This is a genomic window from Pseudomonas sp. LAIL14HWK12:I10 (assembly GCF_900184205.1).
GTDB classification, from domain to species: domain Bacteria; phylum Pseudomonadota; class Gammaproteobacteria; order Pseudomonadales; family Pseudomonadaceae; genus Aquipseudomonas; species Aquipseudomonas kermanshahensis.
In genome coordinates, this window is record NZ_FXWU01000014.1 from 96,052 (window position 1) to 113,923 (window position 17,872).

Annotated in this window: 22 protein-coding genes; 9 read left to right on the plus strand and 13 right to left on the minus strand. The window is 61.8% G+C overall.

Translation table 11 applies throughout. The features are described from left to right. Nucleotides 1-121 precede the first annotated feature (121 nt). Together QOS90_RS24425 and QOS90_RS24430 are read left to right on the plus strand one after the other, a co-directional pair. Nucleotides 122-526 (plus strand): TraR/DksA family transcriptional regulator, encoded by a 405-nt coding sequence (locus QOS90_RS24425; RefSeq protein WP_027596552.1) that lies wholly within the window; start codon nucleotides 122-124, stop codon nucleotides 524-526. 181 nt (nucleotides 527-707) lie between these two features. Continuing rightward, nucleotides 708-902 (plus strand): hypothetical protein, encoded by a 195-nt coding sequence (locus QOS90_RS24430; protein WP_027596551.1) that lies wholly within the window; start codon nucleotides 708-710, stop codon nucleotides 900-902. Between the two features lie 6 nt (nucleotides 903-908). Here QOS90_RS24430 and QOS90_RS24435 read toward each other — a convergent pair whose 3' ends face one another. Beyond that, the gene (locus tag QOS90_RS24435) at nucleotides 909-1,106 is read right to left on the minus strand and encodes a hypothetical protein (protein ID WP_081717569.1); all 198 of its coding nucleotides are present in this window, start codon (nucleotides 1,104-1,106) and stop codon (nucleotides 909-911) included. A gap of 306 nt (nucleotides 1,107-1,412) precedes the next feature. Here QOS90_RS24435 and QOS90_RS24440 point away from each other — a divergent pair, with 306 nt between their 5' ends. Together QOS90_RS24440 and QOS90_RS24445 are read left to right on the plus strand one after the other, a co-directional pair. Beyond that, nucleotides 1,413-1,883 carry a hypothetical protein gene (locus tag QOS90_RS24440; RefSeq protein ID WP_027596550.1) on the plus strand — a complete coding sequence of 157 codons (471 nt, stop codon included), beginning with the start codon at nucleotides 1,413-1,415 and terminating at the stop codon, nucleotides 1,881-1,883. Then, nucleotides 1,880-2,092, plus strand: coding sequence for a hypothetical protein (locus tag QOS90_RS24445; protein ID WP_027596549.1), 213 nt, complete (start codon nucleotides 1,880-1,882; stop codon nucleotides 2,090-2,092). The genes QOS90_RS24440 and QOS90_RS24445 overlap by 4 nt, the downstream gene beginning before the upstream one ends. A 12-nt stretch (nucleotides 2,093-2,104) precedes the next feature. Here QOS90_RS24445 and QOS90_RS24450 read toward each other — a convergent pair whose 3' ends face one another. From QOS90_RS24450 to QOS90_RS24480, 7 genes are all read right to left on the minus strand, one after another. Beyond that, nucleotides 2,105-2,470, minus strand: coding sequence for a Na+/H+ antiporter subunit G (locus tag QOS90_RS24450; protein ID WP_027596548.1), 366 nt, complete (start codon nucleotides 2,468-2,470; stop codon nucleotides 2,105-2,107). Then, complete coding sequence (locus QOS90_RS24455) at nucleotides 2,467-2,745, minus strand: K+/H+ antiporter subunit F (protein ID WP_003259015.1); 279 nt, start codon at nucleotides 2,743-2,745, stop codon at nucleotides 2,467-2,469. The genes QOS90_RS24450 and QOS90_RS24455 overlap by 4 nt, the downstream gene beginning before the upstream one ends. Continuing rightward, nucleotides 2,742-3,230: a Na+/H+ antiporter subunit E gene (locus QOS90_RS24460; RefSeq protein ID WP_027596547.1), complete on the minus strand. Its 489-nt coding sequence runs from the start codon at nucleotides 3,228-3,230 to the stop codon at nucleotides 2,742-2,744. The genes QOS90_RS24455 and QOS90_RS24460 overlap by 4 nt, the downstream gene beginning before the upstream one ends. Continuing rightward, on the minus strand, nucleotides 3,227-4,906 hold the full coding sequence (locus QOS90_RS24465; protein WP_027596546.1) for a monovalent cation/H+ antiporter subunit D: 1,680 nt from the start codon (nucleotides 4,904-4,906) through the stop codon (nucleotides 3,227-3,229). Before QOS90_RS24465 ends, QOS90_RS24460 begins: the two co-directional genes overlap by 4 nt. After that, on the minus strand, nucleotides 4,903-5,247 hold the full coding sequence (locus QOS90_RS24470; RefSeq protein ID WP_003250128.1) for a Na+/H+ antiporter subunit C: 345 nt from the start codon (nucleotides 5,245-5,247) through the stop codon (nucleotides 4,903-4,905). The genes QOS90_RS24465 and QOS90_RS24470 overlap by 4 nt, the downstream gene beginning before the upstream one ends. Further along, the gene (locus QOS90_RS24475; RefSeq protein ID WP_085274183.1) at nucleotides 5,247-8,162 is read right to left on the minus strand and encodes a monovalent cation/H+ antiporter subunit A; all 2,916 of its coding nucleotides are present in this window, start codon (nucleotides 8,160-8,162) and stop codon (nucleotides 5,247-5,249) included. The genes QOS90_RS24470 and QOS90_RS24475 overlap by 1 nt, the downstream gene beginning before the upstream one ends. 150 nt (nucleotides 8,163-8,312) lie before the next feature. Continuing rightward, entirely contained in the window at nucleotides 8,313-9,263 is a 951-nt protein-coding gene (locus QOS90_RS24480) for a DMT family transporter (protein WP_027596544.1), read from the minus strand. An 83-nt stretch (nucleotides 9,264-9,346) separates the two neighbouring features. On the opposite strand from QOS90_RS24480, the gene QOS90_RS24485 reads away from it, so the two are divergent. Then, nucleotides 9,347-9,910, plus strand: coding sequence for a helix-turn-helix domain-containing protein (locus QOS90_RS24485; protein WP_085274184.1), 564 nt, complete (start codon nucleotides 9,347-9,349; stop codon nucleotides 9,908-9,910). A gap of 25 nt (nucleotides 9,911-9,935) precedes the next feature. On the opposite strand, the gene QOS90_RS24490 is transcribed toward QOS90_RS24485, so the two are convergent. Next, nucleotides 9,936-10,484, minus strand: coding sequence for a cysteine hydrolase family protein (locus tag QOS90_RS24490; RefSeq protein WP_085274185.1), 549 nt, complete (start codon nucleotides 10,482-10,484; stop codon nucleotides 9,936-9,938). A gap of 82 nt (nucleotides 10,485-10,566) precedes the next feature. On the opposite strand from QOS90_RS24490, the gene QOS90_RS24495 reads away from it, so the two are divergent. Beyond that, a complete protein-coding gene (locus tag QOS90_RS24495) occupies nucleotides 10,567-11,550 on the plus strand; it encodes a GlxA family transcriptional regulator (protein WP_085274186.1) in 984 nt (327 codons plus the stop codon). Between the two features lie 107 nt (nucleotides 11,551-11,657). Continuing rightward, nucleotides 11,658-12,020 (plus strand): antibiotic biosynthesis monooxygenase, encoded by a 363-nt coding sequence (locus tag QOS90_RS24500; protein WP_085274187.1) that lies wholly within the window; start codon nucleotides 11,658-11,660, stop codon nucleotides 12,018-12,020. Here the strand turns inward: QOS90_RS24500 and QOS90_RS24505 are convergent. Together QOS90_RS24505 and QOS90_RS24510 are read right to left on the minus strand one after the other, a co-directional pair. Beyond that, nucleotides 12,017-12,787 (minus strand): alpha/beta hydrolase family protein, encoded by a 771-nt coding sequence (locus QOS90_RS24505; protein ID WP_085274188.1) that lies wholly within the window; start codon nucleotides 12,785-12,787, stop codon nucleotides 12,017-12,019. The two genes, QOS90_RS24500 and QOS90_RS24505, sit on opposite strands and share 4 nt — an antisense overlap. After that, nucleotides 12,771-13,883, minus strand: a complete 1,113-nt coding sequence (locus QOS90_RS24510; RefSeq protein ID WP_085274189.1) for a DUF3182 family protein — start codon at nucleotides 13,881-13,883, stop codon at nucleotides 12,771-12,773. The genes QOS90_RS24505 and QOS90_RS24510 overlap by 17 nt, the downstream gene beginning before the upstream one ends. 227 nt (nucleotides 13,884-14,110) lie before the next feature. On the opposite strand from QOS90_RS24510, the gene QOS90_RS24515 reads away from it, so the two are divergent. After that, nucleotides 14,111-15,922 (plus strand): aminopeptidase P family protein, encoded by a 1,812-nt coding sequence (locus QOS90_RS24515; RefSeq protein ID WP_085274190.1) that lies wholly within the window; start codon nucleotides 14,111-14,113, stop codon nucleotides 15,920-15,922. A 55-nt stretch (nucleotides 15,923-15,977) separates the two neighbouring features. Here the strand turns inward: QOS90_RS24515 and QOS90_RS24520 are convergent, their stop codons facing one another. Both QOS90_RS24520 and rhtA read right to left on the minus strand, forming a co-directional pair. Then, on the minus strand, nucleotides 15,978-16,259 hold the full coding sequence (locus tag QOS90_RS24520; RefSeq protein WP_027596536.1) for a hypothetical protein: 282 nt from the start codon (nucleotides 16,257-16,259) through the stop codon (nucleotides 15,978-15,980). Between the two features lie 190 nt (nucleotides 16,260-16,449). Next, a complete protein-coding gene (gene rhtA / locus QOS90_RS24525; protein WP_027596535.1) occupies nucleotides 16,450-17,337 on the minus strand; it encodes a threonine/homoserine exporter RhtA in 888 nt (295 codons plus the stop codon). A 159-nt stretch (nucleotides 17,338-17,496) separates the two neighbouring features. On the opposite strand from rhtA, the gene QOS90_RS24530 reads away from it, so the two are divergent. Then, nucleotides 17,497-17,865 (plus strand): hypothetical protein, encoded by a 369-nt coding sequence (locus QOS90_RS24530; protein ID WP_283600569.1) that lies wholly within the window; start codon nucleotides 17,497-17,499, stop codon nucleotides 17,863-17,865. Nucleotides 17,866-17,872: the final 7 nt, after the last annotated feature.

Below are 17,872 nucleotides of genomic sequence, written 5' to 3' on the forward strand. Positions count from 1 at the left end.
CGCCTTAGACTGCCGCCCCCTGTAAAAGAGTGCCGGTTGGCGCTTGAAGAATTCCGCTGCCGATGCACTGGCGTCGGCGGCACCCGAATCGCCCAAATGCACATTTTTCATAGAGAAATCGATGACCAAGGAACAGTTGCTGGCCATGTCGGCCGATGACTACATGAACGCTGATCAGCTCGCCTTCTTCACTGGCCTGCTGCAGTCGATGAAAGTCGAAACCCATGAGCGCATCGAGTTGAGCCGTGCCACCATCGAGGGCCTGGACACTCCGTCGGACCCTGCTGACGTGGCTTCGGTAGAAGAAGAGCGTAGCTGGTTGGTCAATGCCATCGACCGCGACCAGCGTTTGCTGCCACAGCTTGAAATGGCGTTGGACCGTATCGCTGACGAGAGCTTCGGCTGGTGCGATGACAGTGGTGAGCCGATTGGCCTGAAGCGTTTGCTGATCAGCCCGACCACCAAGTACTGCATCGAAGCTCAGGAACGCCACGAGCAGCTCGACCGCCACCAGCGCCAGGTCTGATCGCGCGCAGTGCGTGAAGCCCCACGGAGCAATCCCTGGGGCTTTTTGCGTTTGTGCGTGATAGGCCCAGATTTGTTGCCTGTGGCGTAACACTGCTGTACCGAGATGCGCTGTTTCCGACGTGCAGGCAGGCGTATCATGGCTTTATCGTTAGGGTGCTAATTAAATTCCGGAGGGGATGATGAATAGCCGTGTCGATGTTGCCGTGATGATTGGCTCGGGGGTACCTGCCACTCTGCAGGCGTTGGGTAAGCGTATTTGTTGGGTGGTGCTGGTCAATGGCGAGCGCCGTGGCACGGCGTTCGCCACCCGTGACGAGGCCTTGGAGTGCCAGGCGGCCTGGATGCAGCAACTCAGAAAAGGCCTGGCCGCCTGACGGCCGTCATTGCTCCAGATGGCGGGCCAGTTCACACGCGTCCTGATGCCGGCAGCGAAACCCTTTGACCCGGCCGGTGGCGCTTTCGGTGACATGAAAGAAGCGGACACCTGCGGGTATGACAACGTAACGTGGCGTTGCATGAGTGCTGGCGATGTAAGAAATGTTCTTTGCCTCTCGACGGATTTCGGTGTTTTCGTGCATATTCCTTCCCCAGTAATGCGCTGATGGATTTCAGAGCCCGTTCTGTCGAGCGCTCTGCAACTACCTATCGCATCTTTTCTGGCGGGTTTGTTGTCAGGCATTACGCTTCCCACGTTGGGAATTTGCCGAAAACCTGCACTTAGGCCATATCTGGCAAGCCAGAGTAAAGATTCCTGCAGGCTGCAGTGCCAGCGGATACAGACATCAGCGCATCGCTTTATTACTCTTTTCGCCTATCGATATGTAATGGCCGTGCCTCACCGAGCGTGTGTGGGGGCGGGATGTAACCGATTGAGGATCACTTCATTGGCAGTCAGCACACTTGATACCCACGCCTTGTTCGCCTTGGGCGATTTGCGCGGTAAATTGGCCCAGCTGTTCCAGGGCCGCTTTGTTTATGTCACCGAACAAAGTCCTGAAGGCCTGTACATGGCCGAAATCGACACCGAAAGCGCATTGGTGGTCGATGACAAACAGCGTCTGGAACTGAAGGTTGGCGATCACTTCCGCGCTGCGGTATTGCCCAGCCGCGAGGGTGGCAAGCTGGAAATGCGCTTTCGAGACATCAAGTTCAATGTCTACGGTGTTGGCGACTACGCCTTTGTTTCCGTGCCTGAAGGCGAGGGCGTCGTGTTGCGCGAAGGCAATGGCGTGATGCTGGTCTTTGCCGCGCAACAGCAAGTGCAGGAAGGGCTGGGTAAGCTGCTCAAGGCAGTGACTGGCAAAGTCGCGAAGTGGCGCAAGGGTGAGCTGACCACATTCAAGGCCAGTGAATGACCGAGCGCGACAACGCGCCTGTGTCGCGTGCCGAGTTTCATCACCAGCACCAGGCGGATGCGCTGGCGCAAGCCGAACGGCTGTTGGCCCAACGTGAAGCGCTGCAAGGCGCTTGGCTGAACTGGGTGGCAGGCGAGCTCTATCGACTCAGCCCGCCACCGTATGCCGCCATGGTGCGGCGTGAGCTGCAGCGCCTCAGCCAGGGGTGAGGCTGCAACCGGTCAATGGCCGCGGTCGCTGCCGCTACTGACTTCTTCAGGTACCGCCTCTTTGGACATCCGCTTGCGAAACAGCGCAGCCCTGGCCAGCAAGAGTGTGGTGACCGGCACCGTGATCGACAACAGGATCGGGATCAGCCAGGCGTGCAGAACGGGCCCTTCTTTAAGCCACGAAAAGTAGATGATCGAGGCCAGGGCAACACACCATGCGCCAATGGTGGAGGCCAGTGCGGGTGGGTGCATGCGCTGAAAGTAATCCTTCAGGCGCACCAGGCCCACGGCACCGATCAGGGCGAACAGGCTGCCGATCAGCAGCAGCGCAGCGGTGACCAGTTCAAGCCAGAAGGGCAGTTGTAGCGCTTCGGTCATTCGATCACCTCACCACGTAGCAGGAACTTGGCCAGGGCGAACGAGCCGACAAAGCCGAACAGTGCAATCAGCAGGGCACCTTCGAAGTAGGTGTCGCTGGCATAACGGATCCCCAGCACCAGCATCGTCAGCATGGCCAGGATGTACAGGTAGTCCAGTGCCAGCACCCGGTCCTGGGCGGACGGGCCGCGGAACAACCGGATCAGTGCCAAGGCCATGGCCAGGGCGAAGATGAACAGGCTGGCGAGTACAGCGTTGGCGAGCAGGCCTGTCATTGGAAAATCTCCATCAGCGGGCGTTCGTAGGTGTGCTTGAAATGCTCGATGAAGGCGGCTTCATCCTCAAGGTCGAACACATGCAGCAACAGCACACTGCGGTCCAGCGCCAGTTCGGACCAGACCGTGCCAGGTACCACCGTGGTGATCATCGACAGGGCAGCCAAGCCATGGGCATCGCGCAAGGCCAGCGGAATGTGCACGAATGCCGAGCGCGGCGGCTGCTTGCCCGCCCGCAGAACGCCACGGGCCACCAGCAGGTTGGACACGATCACATCCAGGCCGACCCGGCCAATCAACTTGGCAATTACCCAAGGCCGCTGCACATGGGCGTGCTGAGGGCGTAGGGGGGCCATCAACAGAGGCGCAAAAATGCCGAGGATGGCACCCAGCAGCAGGTTGCCGGCGCTGACCGACAGGTTCAGCAGCAACCACAGGCCGAACAGCGAGACCGACAGCAGTGGGGCGGGAAACAGGCGCTTCATGGCAGCACCTCCACGTCGAGGGAGGTGGGGCCGGGAATGGGCCGAGCGGCCATCACCGCTTTGATGTAGGTATCGGGTGCCTGCAGGCTGGCCGCCGTGTCCTGGGTGTAGCGCAGCAGCGGCTCGGCCTTGAGGCTGAGGATGATGCACAGGCCCAGCAGGATGACGATTGGCAGGCATTCATAACGACGCAGCAGCGGCGAGGGGCGCTCTTCGGGCTTCCAGAAACGCTGGATGCCCACGCGGCCGAAGGCGATCAACGACGCCATGCCGGACAGCACCAGCAGTGCCACCAGGCCCCAACCTGCCGCTGTCAGCGGTTGCTCCGGCGCTATACCCAGCCCCAACGGGTTGAACAGCGCGTTGATCAGGTTGAGTTTGCCGACGAAGCCCGACAGTGGTGGCATGCCGATGATCAGCAGCGCGCAGGCGATGAAGCTTAGGCCGAGGAAGGCCATGGTCCAGGGGATGATCTGGCCGATCACCACCTTTTGTTCGTCATCGAGGTTGATGCCCTTGGGTGGGTGCAGCGATTCCAGGGGCGAAGGCATGGCATCTTCTTCGTCATCCAGCGGCGCTTCATTGGCTGAGCGCGAGCGCTCGACCAGTTCGGCGAGCAGGAACAACGCGCACAACGCCAGGGTCGAGTTGACCAGGTAGAACAAGGCCGCACCCGTTAACGCCGGCTGAGCAAAGCCAACGGCCGCGAGCAGGGTGCCGGCGGACACCAGGATGCTCAGGGCAGCCATGCGTTCCAGGCGCTGTGCGGCCAGTATCGAGACCGCGGCCACAGCCAGTGTGACCAGCCCCCCGTACACCAGCCACTCGCCGCCAAACTGCGCGGAGGCGCCGGCCTGCCCGGAGAAGAGCAGCGTCCACAGGCGCAGCACGGCATACAGGCCGACCTTGGTCATGATCGCGAACAGCGCGGCAACCGGTGCGCTGGCCGAAGCGTAGGCCGGCACCAGCCAGAAATTCAGCGGCCAGATACCGGCCTTGGCCAGAAACGCCATGGCGAGGATTGCGGCGCCCGCATGCAGCAGGCCTCGGTCGGCCTCTGGCACCAGCGGGATCTTCAGCGCAAGGTCGGCCATGTTCAGGGTGCCTGTCACGCCATAGAGCATCGCCGCGCCCACCAGGAACAACGACGAAGCGAACAGGTTGATGGCGATATAGTGCAGGCCCGCCTTGACCCTGGCACGCCCCGAGCCATGCAGCAGCAAACCGTAGGATGCGGCCAGCAGCACCTCGAAGAACACGAACAGGTTGAACAGGTCGGCGGTCAGGAAGGCACCGTACAGCCCCATCAGCTGGATTTGAAACAGCGCGTGGAAGCTGGCGCCGGCACTGTCCCACCGGGCCCGGGCAAACAGCAGAGCGCTGAAGCCGATGATGCCGGTCAGGGTCAGCAGCAAGGCAGACAGGTGGTCCACCACCAGCACGATGCCAAACGGTGCAGGCCAGTTGCCCGGCAGGTAGACACCGATCGATTCGGCTTGGCCCTGGGTACGGACCCACAGCAGCAGGCTGACCGCGATGGCCAGGCCGGCGAAGGTGGACAGCAGGTTAAGCCGCGCCTTGATCCGCCGGTGTTTCTCGCCCAGCAACAGCATGATTGCCGCCGTGATGAGGGGCAGCAGGATGGGCGCGACGATCAGTTGACTCATACCACTCATTCGTCACGCTCCCGGCCATCGACGTGGTCGGTACCGGTCAAGCCGCGCGAGGCCAGCAGCACGACCAGAAACAGCGCGGTCATGGCGAAGCTGATGACGATGGCGGTGAGCACCAAGGCTTGCGGGAGCGGGTCGGTGTAGTGCAGCAAGTCTTGGGTGACGCCGTCCTTGATGATCGGTTCCTTGCCGATGAACAGGCTGCCCATGCTGAAGATGAACAGGTTGACCCCGTACGACAACAGGCACAGGCCCATGATCACCTGGTAGGTCCGTGGGCGCAGGATCAACCACACCCCAGAGGCGGCCAGTACACCGATGGCGACTGCAATGACTTCTTCCATCAGGCGGCTCCTGCTTGGCTGGATTTCGACGGGTTGCCCGGGCGGTAGGCACGCACCGATTGGTGCGCCAAGGCAGTGAGGATCAGCAGGGTCGAGCCGACCACCACGGTGTACACGCCGACGTCGAAGAACAGCGCGCTGGCCACATGCACATCACCCAGCACGGGCAGGTGCAAGTGGGCGGTGTGCGTGGTCAGGAAGGGGTAGCCGAGCAGCATGGCGCCTACCCCGGTCAGGGTCGCGCAGAGCAGGCCAGTGCCCATCCAGCGCAGTGGGCGTAGGCTCATCTGCGCTTCGACCCACTGGGTACCGGCGACCATGTACTGCAGGATGAACGCCACCGACATCACCAGGCCTGCGACAAAGCCGCCGCCCGGCTGGTTGTGGCCGCGCATGAACAGGTACATCGATACCAGCAGGGCGATCGGCAGCAACAGCCGCACCAGCACCGCAGGCACCATCATGAAGCCTAGCGCGGTGTCCGTAGCGTGGCGCGGGTTGATCAGGTCGGTGACCAAGTCGGGCGCCAGCTGGCGTTGCTGGGCGGGTAGCTGCATGCTCTCTTTGGGTGGGCGGAAGCGTCGCAGCAGGGCGAATACGGTCAGGGCCACGGCGACCAGCACGGTGATTTCACCGAGGGTGTCGAAGCCACGGAAATCGACCAGCATCACATTGACCACATTGGTGCCGCCGCCCTGGGGCAGGGCGCGGCTCAGGTAGAACGAAGAAATGTCGTTGGGGGTCGGCCGGGTCAGCATGGCATAGGACAGAACCGCCATGCCGCCGCCCACCAGCACTGCCAGCAACAGGTCGCGCAGGCGACGCATGCGGGCGCGCTCCAGGCTGCCGGGCAGCGGCGAAACGCCCTCGATACGGCGCGGCAGCCAGCGCAGGCCGAGCAGGATCAGCACGGTGGTGACCACTTCCACAACCAGTTGAGTCAGGGCCAGGTCGGGCGCCGAGAACCAGACGAAGGTGATGCAGGTCATCAGGCCGCAGACACTGACCATGATCAAGGCGGCCAGGCGGTGATACTTGGCTTGGTAGGCGGCGCCGATGGCGCAGGCGATGGCGATCAGCCAGAGTGCGACGAATACACCGGAGCCCGGGATTTTCGGGCGCTCGCCCCAGGTCAGGCCGCTGTAGAGCATGGGCGTGAGGCCGGCCAGAAACGCCGCCAGCACCAGCATGAACAACTGCGATTGCAGGCGGCGCGTGGTCAGCAGGTTTTCGATTCGCCGGGCCAACAGCATCAGGTGGACCTGGCCATGCTCGAACAGGCGCTTGCCATTGAAGCGCTCGATCAGCGGCGGATAAGGGAAGCGCCCCAGGCGCAACTGCTTGCGCAGCAGCAGGTACAGCACGATCCCGCCGCTCATGGCGATCAGGCTCATGATCAAGGGTGCATTCCAGCCGTGCCAGATGGCCAGGCTGTATTCCGGTAACGTACCGCCCACCACCGGCAGGGCTGCCGCCGCCAGCAGCGGGCCTACCGACTGCGCGGGGAAAATACCGACCACCAGGCAGGTGAGCACCAGCAACTCGACCGGCGCACGCATCCAGCGCGGCGGTTCGTGGGGGGTATGGGGCAGGTCCTGGGCGGGTGGCCCGAAGAACACATCGACCGTGAAGCGCAGGGCGTAGGCCACGCTGAATGTACCGGCCAGGGTGGCGATTACCGGTAGGGCGGTTTCGACCCAGGCGGTGGAGCTGATGAATACCGTTTCGGCGAAGAACATCTCTTTGGACAGGAAGCCGTTCATCAGCGGCACGCCGGCCATCGAAGCGCTGGCTACCATGGCCAGGGTCGCGGTGTAGGGCACCAGGCGGATCAGGCCGCTAAGCCGTCGGATATCGCGTGTGCCGCTCTCGTGGTCGATGATGCCGGCGGCCATGAACAGCGAGGCCTTGAAGGTGGCATGGTTGAGAATATGGAACACCGCGGCGACCGCTGCCAGTGGGCTATTGAGGCCTAGCAACAGGGTGATCAGGCCCAGGTGGCTGATGGTGGAGTAGGCCAGCAGGCCCTTGAGGTCGTTCTGGAACATCGCGGCGAAGGCGCCGAGCAGCAACGTGATGGCGCCGGCGCCGCCGACGATCCAGAACCACTCCTCGCTGCCTGACAGCACAGGCCAAAGCCGCGCCAGCAGGAACACCCCGGCCTTGACCATGGTTGCCGAATGCAGATAGGCGGAGACCGGCGTAGGTGCTGCCATCGCGTGGGGCAGCCAGAACTGGAAGGGGAACTGCGCACTCTTGCTCAAGGCGCCAATCAGGATCAAAGGCAGCAGCACTGGGTACAGTGCGTGCTGGCGGATGAGGTCGCCGGCAGCCAGGACCTTGTCCAGGTCGTAGCTGCCGACCACATGGCCCAGTAGTAGCGCCCCGACCAGCAAGCACAGGCCGCCGGCACCGGTGACCATCAGCGCCATGTAGGCGCCGCGGCGGGCGTCGGCGCGGTGGTGCCAATAGCCGATCAGCAGGAACGAGAACAGGCTGGTCAGCTCCCAGAAGAACACCAGCTGGATCAGGTTACCGGAGATCACCAGGCCCAGCATGGCGCCCATGAACGCGAGGAAGAAGGCGAAGAAGCGCGGTACCGGATCCTGCGGCGACATGTAGTAGCGGGCGTACAGCGACACCAGTGTGCCGATGCCCAGTACCAGCAGCGAGAACAGCCAGGCGAAGCCGTCCATGCGCAATACAAGGTTCAACCCCAGGCTGGGCAGCCAGAGGAATTCCTCGCGAATCACGCCACCATGGGCAACTTGGGGGTACAGCAGTGCTACCTGGACCGTACCGACCAAGGCGACAAGCCCGGCGAGTATGGACTCGGCGTTTCGTGCGTTGTGCGGCAGCACGGCTGCCAGGCAACTGCCCACGAACGGCAGAAGCAATAGCACTATCAAGGACATAGCGTTCTATTCTGGAGAGGTTTGCCAAGGATCATACGTGCCGAGCAGTTGATCACCAACACGCAAGCTGTCGCAGAATCGTACAAATACGGTGTTACAAGGTATTTTTTTATAACAGTTTTTTACAAAGCATAGCTGGAGTTGGCCGGTTTACAGGCCTGTTTGGTGCTCGGCTTCATCCTGCGCTTCGCGCGTTGTGGCGCTTTCGCGGGGGCGGCGCACCTTCAATTCGCTGACCACCACGGCGATCACGATCAGCAGCCCGCCAATCAACGCCACACCGGGCAGACGCTCGCCGGCGATGCGCCCAACGATCCCGGCCCACACAGGCTCGCCCGCATAGATCAGCGTGGCGCGGGTGGGTGAAACGGACTTTTGTGCCCAGTTCATGGCCAGCTGGATCACTGCGCTCATGGCGCCGAGCCCCACCGCACTCATCACCAACAGCCAGGAGAAGTCGGGGAGGCGCTCCTGGGTCGGCACGATCATCAGGAATGACAGCAACGACGCGGTGGCCAGCTGCACCACGGTCACGCGGCGCACATCGACCTGGCCGGCATAGCGGCTGATCAGGATGATCTCGCCGGCGATGGCGATGGCGCTGACCAGGGTCACCATCTCGCCTTCGCTGAAGTGCAAGCTGCCGCCTTCCGGCCCTGCCAGCAACATCAGGCCAAGGAATGCCAGGCAGATGCCGACGCTCGGCATCAGGCCGGGGCGACGGCCAAGCACCAGCCATTGCAACAACGGCACGAAGGGTACATACAGCGCGGTGATGAACGCGGACTGGCTGCTGCTGATGGTTTGCAGGCCCATGGTCTGCAAGCCGTAGCCAAGCATGATCGAGACGCCGATCAGTACGCCCGCCTTGAGTTCGGTAAAGGTCAGCCCCGACAGCGCGCGTGCCGAGATCGCGCCAACGAACAACGCCGCCGCAGCAAAGCGCAGGCCGACGAAGAACATCGGGCCGCTGACCGTCATCACGTTATGCACCAGCAAGAAGGTGCCACCCCACAGCATGGTGATGAACACCAGCATCAGTTCGGCTTTGCTCAGGCGCAAAGAAACGCGTGTATTGGGCTTGCAGGTGGGTTGGCTCATGGTCTTGCGCACTCGGAGGGGGCGGCGCACAATCTGCGCAAAGTGGGCAGTATACTGCGCAGTCACGATCAGCGAGCAATACAGTGCACAAAAACTCCACGCACCGGGCATCGGTGTTACAGCATGTTAGCCTCAACGTACGCAGCCTGCGTCACGCAGCGGGTATGAGCCAGTCTGCCTTGGCCGAGCGTTCTGGCGTCAGCCGACGCATGTTGGTGGCGATCGAGGCGGGTGAGAAGAATGTCAGCCTTACCACGCTCGATTTGATCGCCGAAGCCTTGGGGGTGGCGTTCAGTACGTTGATCCAGGCGCCCGAGCGGCGCGACCCCAGCCGCATCGACGAACTGGCCTGGGCCGGTGAGCATCCGCAAAGCAAGGCAGTGCTGCTGGGTAGCAGCACCGCCCGGCGTGAGGTCGAACTCTGGGAGTGGACCCTGGCACCGGGCGAGTGCTATGTCAGCGAGGCCGATGCCGATGGTTGGAGCGAGCAGATCTATGTGGCCGAAGGGCAGCTCACATTAGTCATCGAACAGGCCGAGTATTGCCTGCAGGTTGGCCAGTTTCATGTCTTCCCCAGTAACTGCCGCTACGCCTACCGCAACGATGGCGTCGTGGCGGTGCGCTTTGTGCGCAATGTAGTGATCTGACACTCGCCTTAAAGGCGGGGCGCGATCATTTGCCGAGCAGCTCATCGGTCTTCACCACCTTGGCGTAGGCAAACGCCAGGGCCGCCATTGCCGAGTCGTGTACATGGGCCGCCGGCACCTGTTTGCCATCGAACGCCAGCGGCAAGGTCGCGCAGGCGTCGTGAGCCACAGTCACGTCGTAGCCATAATCGGCGGCGGCGCGGGTCGCTGCATCGATGCACATGTGGCTCATGCTGCCGACGATGGTCAGTGCCTCGATCCCTTGCTGGTCCAGCGTGTGCTTGAGGTCGGTACCGAGAAACGCATTGACCTTGTGCTTGAGCACCACCGGCTCGCCCGCCTTGGGTTGCACCTTGGCGTGGATGGCCGCGCCGGGGGAGTTCGGTGCGAAGAACGGCGCATCGGCACTTTCGAACTCATGCCGCACATGCACCACCAGGTCGCCCCGCTCACGCGCGGCCGCCAATAGCCGGGCGGCGTTGTCGGCTGCCTTGACTGCGCCGTCGAGGGTCCATTTGCCACCGGGGAAATAGTCGTTCTGGATGTCGATGATGATCAGCGCTTGCTTGCTCATGTTGCCTCCTGCGGCAGTGGTCGTTGGATGACGATAGTTATAGGCTGTGCGCTTCGACCTGAGGATTGGCACGACCGACACAATGAGGGCAAAAACTGACAACCCTGCGCGCCTGGATATCGGCCTGCTGCTTTACCCAGGGGCGCAGCGTGCGGCCGTGCATGGCCTGACCGACCTGTTCACGGTGGCCAACCGGGTTGCCGCCGAGTTGGGCGCTGTCGAGCTGCCGCAGATCCGCGTCAGCCACTGGCAGGTCGATGAAGCGGGGTTGTTGCAGTGGGTTGAGGATAGCGGCTCTGAGGCGGCCACGGCGCTGAGGGTGATGATCATTCCGCCAAGCCTGGACTCGGCGCCACACGCTGAGCTGCTTGCGCGCCATCGCCTGCCCTTGAATCAGCTCCATGGGCGCGGCACGGTGCTGGCGTCGGTGTGCATCGGCGTGTTTTTCATCGCGGCCAGTGGGCTGCTCGACGGGCGCCCGGCCTGTACCCATTGGAACTACGTGCAAGCGCTTGCACAGCGTTTTCCATTGGTGCGGGTGGAGGCGAACCAGCCGCTGCTGGACGACGGTGACATCATGACGTCGGCCGGGCTGATGGCCTGGACCGAGCTGGGCTTGCGCCTGCTGGAGCGGTTTATGGGGGCGACGGTGGCGCGCGAGACAGCTCGCTACCTGGCTGTCGAACCCGTGGCGGCGCCGTTGCCGGGGGCATTGTTCAACCCCCGCCTGGACCATGGCGATGAGGCAGTGCTCAAAGTGCAGCACTGGTTACAGGGCAATGGTGGGCAGGATGCCGACCTGGCCGCCATGGCCGCTTGTGCAGGCCTTGAGGAGCGGACCTTTCTACGGCGCTTTCGAGCTGCCACCGGTTTACGCCCGACCGAGTATTGCCAACAAGTACGGGTAGGGCGCGCCTGTCGGTTGCTGGAATTTACCCGGCGCAATGTCGAACAAATTGCCTGGGGTGTGGGTTATCAGGACCCGGGCGCTTTTCGCAAAGTGTTTCAGCGCATCACCGGTTTGACGCCCAGTGAATATCGACGACGCTTTGCGGTTTCAGGTTGAACCAGCGGCCGCTCGTGCGGCAGCAAAAAACACTTGACCTTGACTTAACTTGAGGTTTTACCCTGCTCAGCATCACGCCATTGGCGTCCGGAGCAAGGAGACTTTTCATGACGGCTACGCCTCATTCTCTGTGGTTTACCCAGATGATCGAATACGAAGTGCCTGCGCTGCAGCAAGTGGCGCTGGCCCAGGCCCTGGTGGTACGCAGCGAAGCATTGGCCGCAGGTTGTGAGGGCTTGCAGGGCGTGAGCATCCAGGCCAGTGACGATGGCAGCCGGGTCCTCCAGTACCTGCAATGGCAATCGCGCCAGGCCTGGGCGGCGGCCGCAGACTGTTTCGTTGAAGAACCCTTTCTCGACCTGCTGTGCCAGCACCAGGCGCGGGGCGTCAACTTCGCGGCCTACCAGACATTGCGTAGCCTGGTCCGCAATGCCGACGGTGGCCTGCACTGCCAGGTCGGTGAGCCTTAGGCATACCAGGGCGCGTAGTGTGGGTAGCGGTCCAGGCGTGCGCCAATGACCATCTCGCTGATCCATGACGCGAGAATCGAGCTGTAGGCTTTCTGGCTTTCTTCGCTGGACAAGGCGTGGTCGGCACCGTCGACAATGCGGTGGGTCAGCGAATGGGCGCTGATGAATGCCGAGCGGTAGCTCATCAGTGTGCTGTGGGGTACATAGTCATCATGTTCGGACTCCACCAGTAACACATCGCCGCCGAATTCGGCGCACGCGGCCAGTGCGCGGTTATCCGCCGGGCCAAGCTGGCGCTGGCGGTAGGCGTTCAGCCGCTGCCGATCAAGGGTTTGCTTGGGGGTTTCCCACTCATCGTCCCAGTACAGGGCAGGCACCCGCATTGCCAGCCACCTTACTGCCCGCAACCGCGTCAACAAGGTGGCCAGGTAACCGCCATAGCTGCTGCCAATGATGGCGATGGAATTGCTGTCCACGCTGGGGTGACTGACCAGGCGGTCGTAGGCTGCCAGCAGGTCGTTGAGGTTCTGTTCGCGGCTGACGGTCAGGCGTTGGCTTTCGGTCTTTTCGTGCCCGCGCAAGTCGAAGGTCATGCACACGCACCCCAGCCCGGTAATGTGTCGGGCGCGGGCCAGGTCGCGTTGCTGGCTACCGCCCCAGCCGTGGACGAAGAGTATGCCGGGCATCTTGCTGCCAGGGCTGACCAGGGTGCCGACGATGCTGTCATTCTCGACGTGCAGCTCAATGGTCTCACTCTGAATGCTCATGTTCGCGAATCCGCGCAAATTTGCTGAGTTGTCCGAGTTCACTGTCGATTCCTTGGTAGAAGAGAGTGGCGTCAGTGGGCAGGTCGGGCGTGCCGAACACTTCATGGGTGGAAGCACGCACCCGCTGCAGTGTCGGCTCAGCAGCGAAGGCCTGCAGGGCCAGCAGTTCTGCACTGCTGGCACCGCCCAGACGCCAGGATTGTTCAAGCACGCCGCTGCGTACATGGCCTTGGGCGTTGGTGCCGCGGGCAATGTCGTAGTTACGTCTTGACGCCACGAAGCCTGGGAAGTGCTGCTCCGCGGCACGTTCGTAGACCATGGCCTGGTTGATCGCCAGGCGCAGGTGGTCTTCCAACGGCAGTTGCAGCAACGCCTGGTAATCACCGCGCACTACGACCAGATCGGAGCCGCCATAGACCTCTGTGCCCTGGTGGTCGTGCGTCAGTTGCTGAGTGCCGTGGTAGCTACAGGTCAGGCCGGCGACACGCACTTGGCCAACACTGAAGGTCTGCACCTCGCTCAGGTCTTCTTCGAGCACCAACCCCCAGACGGCCAGGTCTTGGTCGTCCATGTCGGCCAGCAACGGCTCCAGCGCATCCAGTGTGTCGATGACCTGCTGCCCCCGCCCGGCACAGGCCAGCACCGGCTTGATCCGTAGAGGGCCATCGAGCAGGAGCAAGCGTGCGGCATTGCGGGCGTCGGCCTTGCTGAATACGGTGTAGCCCCGCAGCAGGGCATCGCTGGCCTGGAGGGCGAAGGCGTCGGTCCAGCCTGGGGGAAAGCTGGCGGCGGCCGGCAGCGGGTGGGAAATCGCCTTGGTCGCCATATAAGGAAAAGCGACCAGCCCGCCGAACAGGTCCTGTTCGGTGCGGATGCCCAAGGCTGCATGGCGCTGCGGGTCGATCAGCGTTTCGGTCGGCAGGTAGTAGTAGCGGTCGCTGGGCGTGGAGGGCGGGTCGAGATGCACGTGTGCGCAACCCAGCAATTGCGCCAGGCCATCGGCAAGCTTGAGGTGTACAGCATGTTCATGGTCAGGCGTGTGCTGGCGGGTGTCGAGCAGCACAACGGCGGTTTTCGCGTCACCGGCAGCGGGCATAGGGGGTGGCCTGTCTGCAATGAATGTACTTGGTGTGAAGCCGGGGTTTTTGGGAAGTTCAGCAGGATGTGATCGGTGGTCCTGGTTCTGCTGTAGGAAATGTCCTGATTGCAGAGGGCGTGATGGGCAATGCATGCCGCAGGCCGGTCGCCGTGATTGCAGGGCAGGGGTGGCTGTACCATTATCGATAGTCTGAAATCAGTAGAGATGTTTTCGCAGGAGTGCGCATGAACGTTCAGACCACGATAGAGCAAGCTGTGCCGGAGCGCCTGGCGCGGGTGCGTCAGGCCATGGCCGCAGAGGGGGTCGATGCGCTGCTGGTGCCCTCGGCCGACCCTCATCTTTCCGAGTATCTGCCTGGTTTCTGGCAGGGGCGCCAATGGTTGTCCGGTTTTCAGGGGTCGGTCGGCACGCTGGTGGTCACGGCGGGGTTTGCCGGGCTCTGGGTTGACAGCCGCTATTGGGAGCAGGCCGAGCATGAGCTGGCAGGCAGTGGCATCGAGCTGATGAAGCTGCTGCCAGGCAAACCGGGCGCGCTGGAATGGCTGGGTGAGCATGTCGAGCCACAGGGTGTCGTGGCAGTGGACGGTGCTGTCATGGCCTTGGCGTCGGCGCGTTTGCTGGGTGAGCGTCTGAAGGCCCGGGATGTGCGGCTGGTGACGGACAAGGACGTGCTTGGCAAGGTTTGGGAGGGGCGCCCGTCGCTGCCGAGCAACCCGGTCTACCAACACTTGCCGCCGCATGCCACGCAGAACCGGGCAGACAAACTCGCCCAGTTGCGTGAGGCTTTGAAGGCCAAAGGCGCTGACTGGCATTTCATAGCCACCCTGGATGACATCGCCTGGCTCTTCAATCTGCGTGGCAGTGATGTGTCCTACAACCCGGTGTTTGTTTCCTTTGCCCTGATCAGTCAGCAGCAGACGACGGTGTTCGTGGGCCAGGACAAGGTCGATGAGCATCTGCGCCAAGTGTTGGCGGTTGATGGCATTGAGGTACGTGACTATGCCGAAATCGGTCAGGCCCTGGGCGCCGTGCCTTCAGGCAGTCGCCTGATGGTCGACCCGGCGCGTGTCACCTGCGGTCTGCTGGAAAACCTGCCCTCAGGCGTTGAGCTGGTCGAGGGGGTTAACCCCACCACGCTGAGCAAGTCGTGCAAGGGTGAGGATGATCTTGTGCATATTCGCCGGGCCATGGAGCAGGATGGCGCCGCCTTGTGCGAATTTTTCGCCTGGTTCGAGGCGTCTCTGGGCCATGAGGTCATTACCGAGCTGACGGTCGATGAGCGATTGAGCGCCGCCCGTGCCCGCCGTCCAGACTTCGTGTCCTTGAGTTTCTCGACCATTGCCGCCTTTAATGGCAATGGCGCGATGCCTCATTACCGCGCCACCGAGCAGTCGCATGCCATCATCGAAGGTGACGGTTTACTGCTGATCGATTCCGGGGGGCAGTACCTGGGGGGGACTACCGACATTACTCGGATGGTGCCGGTGGGTAACCCTACGCTTGAGCAGAAGCAGGATTGCACGCGTGTGCTCAAGGGCATGATTGCGCTATCGCGCGCCACCTTCCCCCGCGGGATCCTCTCGCCGCTGCTCGATGCCATTGCCCGGGCACCGATCTGGGCCGATCAGGTGGACTATGGCCACGGCACCGGCCATGGCGTGGGTTACTTCATGAACGTACACGAAGGGCCGCAGGTGATTGCCTATCAGGCGGCGCCCGCGCCCCAAACGGCCATGCAGGCGGGCATGATCAGTTCGATCGAGCCGGGTACTTACCGGCCGCGTGAGTGGGGCGTGCGCATTGAGAACCTGGTGGTTAGCCGGGAAGCGGGCAAGAGTGTGTTCGGCGATTTCCTGAACTTCGAGACCTTGACGCTTTGCCCGATCGACACACGCTGCCTGTTGCCCGAGTTGCTTGCCAAGGAAGAGTTGGCGTGGCTGAACGGTTACCACGCGAGTGTGCATGAGCGTCTTGCGCCGCTGTTGAAGGGCGAGGCGCTGGCATGGCTGCAGGCGCGTACCGCGCCGCTGCGATGACGAATAAAAAGGGCAGCGCTCGCGCTGCCCCTTTGAACTCAATGCCTGGTAGTCATCACTTGCAGATGACGATCATGCTGCGGCTGGTATAGCCAGCTGGATTGATACCGAACAGGTAATCGCCTTGCTCTTCGTCGGTATCGCCGGAGCGAGCAATGACTTTGTAACCGCGGGTGCTACAGGAGGTGGCGGCCTTGCTGTAGCAGTTATCCCACGATGAGGAGAGGCCGGAGCAATTGATATGCAGGCCTTTCTTCCCCTTTTTGACCTCAGTCTTGGCCGTGGCGGCACATCCAGCAATAGCCAAAATGGCCAGAATGAGCAAAATACGTTTCATTCCCTTCCTTAAATGCAGGGCGGATCATTTGTCGGGCCCTGTCGTTGTCACTGCTGTCTTCCTGAAAATCCCCAGCGTCCGTCTTCGGTCCACCAGATCGCGTAAAGTTATTGATTCTGTGTGACAGCTTAATCAGCGAGACGGGCCGCTACAATCACTAATCCCGTCTCAAATGAAAATAGTTCTCATATCAGTCTGCGGCGACGGGTGGGGTTGGCGTCTGGCGCATCGACAGCGTGGTGCCTACCGACGCGACGATGATGGCGAGAATCGCGAGCCATTGGGTGGTGCTCAATACCTCGCCGAGGAACAGAAGGCCTGAAAGTGCGCCAAACGCCGGCTCGATGCTCATCAGGGTGCCGAAGGTGCGTGCAGGCATGCGGGTCAGGGCAACCATTTCCAGGCTATAGGGCAGGGCGGTGGACAGTATCGCGACACCCAGTGCCATCGGAATGACCGCTGGGGTGAGCAGTGCGCTGCCGGCATGAATCACCCCGATCGGGGCAACGAACAGCGCGGCGACCACGACGCCGAGGGCGGCGCTCTGGATGCCGTGCTCGGCGCCGGCGCGTTGCCCGAACAGGATATACAGCGCCCAGCACACCCCCGCACCCAAGGCATACGCCGCGCCTACCGGGTCCAGAGCCTGGCCGCCATCGCCCGCTGGCAGCAACAGTAGAAGCCCGGCGATCGCCATCGCGATCCAGAGAAAGTCGATAGGGCGGCGCGAGGAGAAGATCGCCACCGCCAGTGGCCCCGTGAACTCCAGTGCCACGGCGATACCGATAGGTACTGTTTGTAGTGCCATATAGAAGAGGAAGTTCATGCCCCCAAGTGCCATGCCATAGATGATGACATTGCGCAGAGTGGTGGCGGTCATGCGGACGCGCCATGGGCGCAGTATGAGCAGCATGATGATACTGGCGAAGATCAGGCGCAGGGCTGTGGTGCCTTGGGCGCCGATGATGGGGAACATGCTTTTGGCCAGTGACGCACCGGACTGTATGGATGCCATGGCGATCAGCAGCAGGCCGATAGGGAAGAGGGTGGCGGCCAGGCTGCGGGGTTGGGTGTTCATCTCTGCGCGGCGATCCTTGGGCGGGTAGGGGTGTGCACTATAGTGCGCACTTACGTGGGCAGAGGGCAAGATGTCACGCTTTTGAAATTAAAGGTTGACGGGGTTTCGAATCCCCTTATAATGCGCCCCACTTCCAGCGTGATTGGAACGAGAAACTCCTTGAGTATCAACGAGTTAATCGATTCAGGTAGTGTTGAAAGGGCTTCGATCGAAAGATCGTCAGCGGTTGAAAAGGTGGTTGACAGCGCTTCTAAACGCTGTATGATTCGCCTCCCGCTACGAGAGATCGCAGCGAGCCAAGTGTTTGAAGCTAAACGAGTTTCTCGCGAAAAACTTCAAAATAAACGCTTGACAGGCTCTGAGGAAAGCGTAGAATGCGCGCCTCGGTTGAGACGAAAAGCTCTTAACCAAACGCTCTTTAACAAATTGAATCAAGCAATTCGTGTGGGTGCTTGTGAGTATGGACTGATAGTCACAAAGATTATCAGCATCACAAGTGACCATGCGAGAAATCACATAGTCATTTGAGATTGCT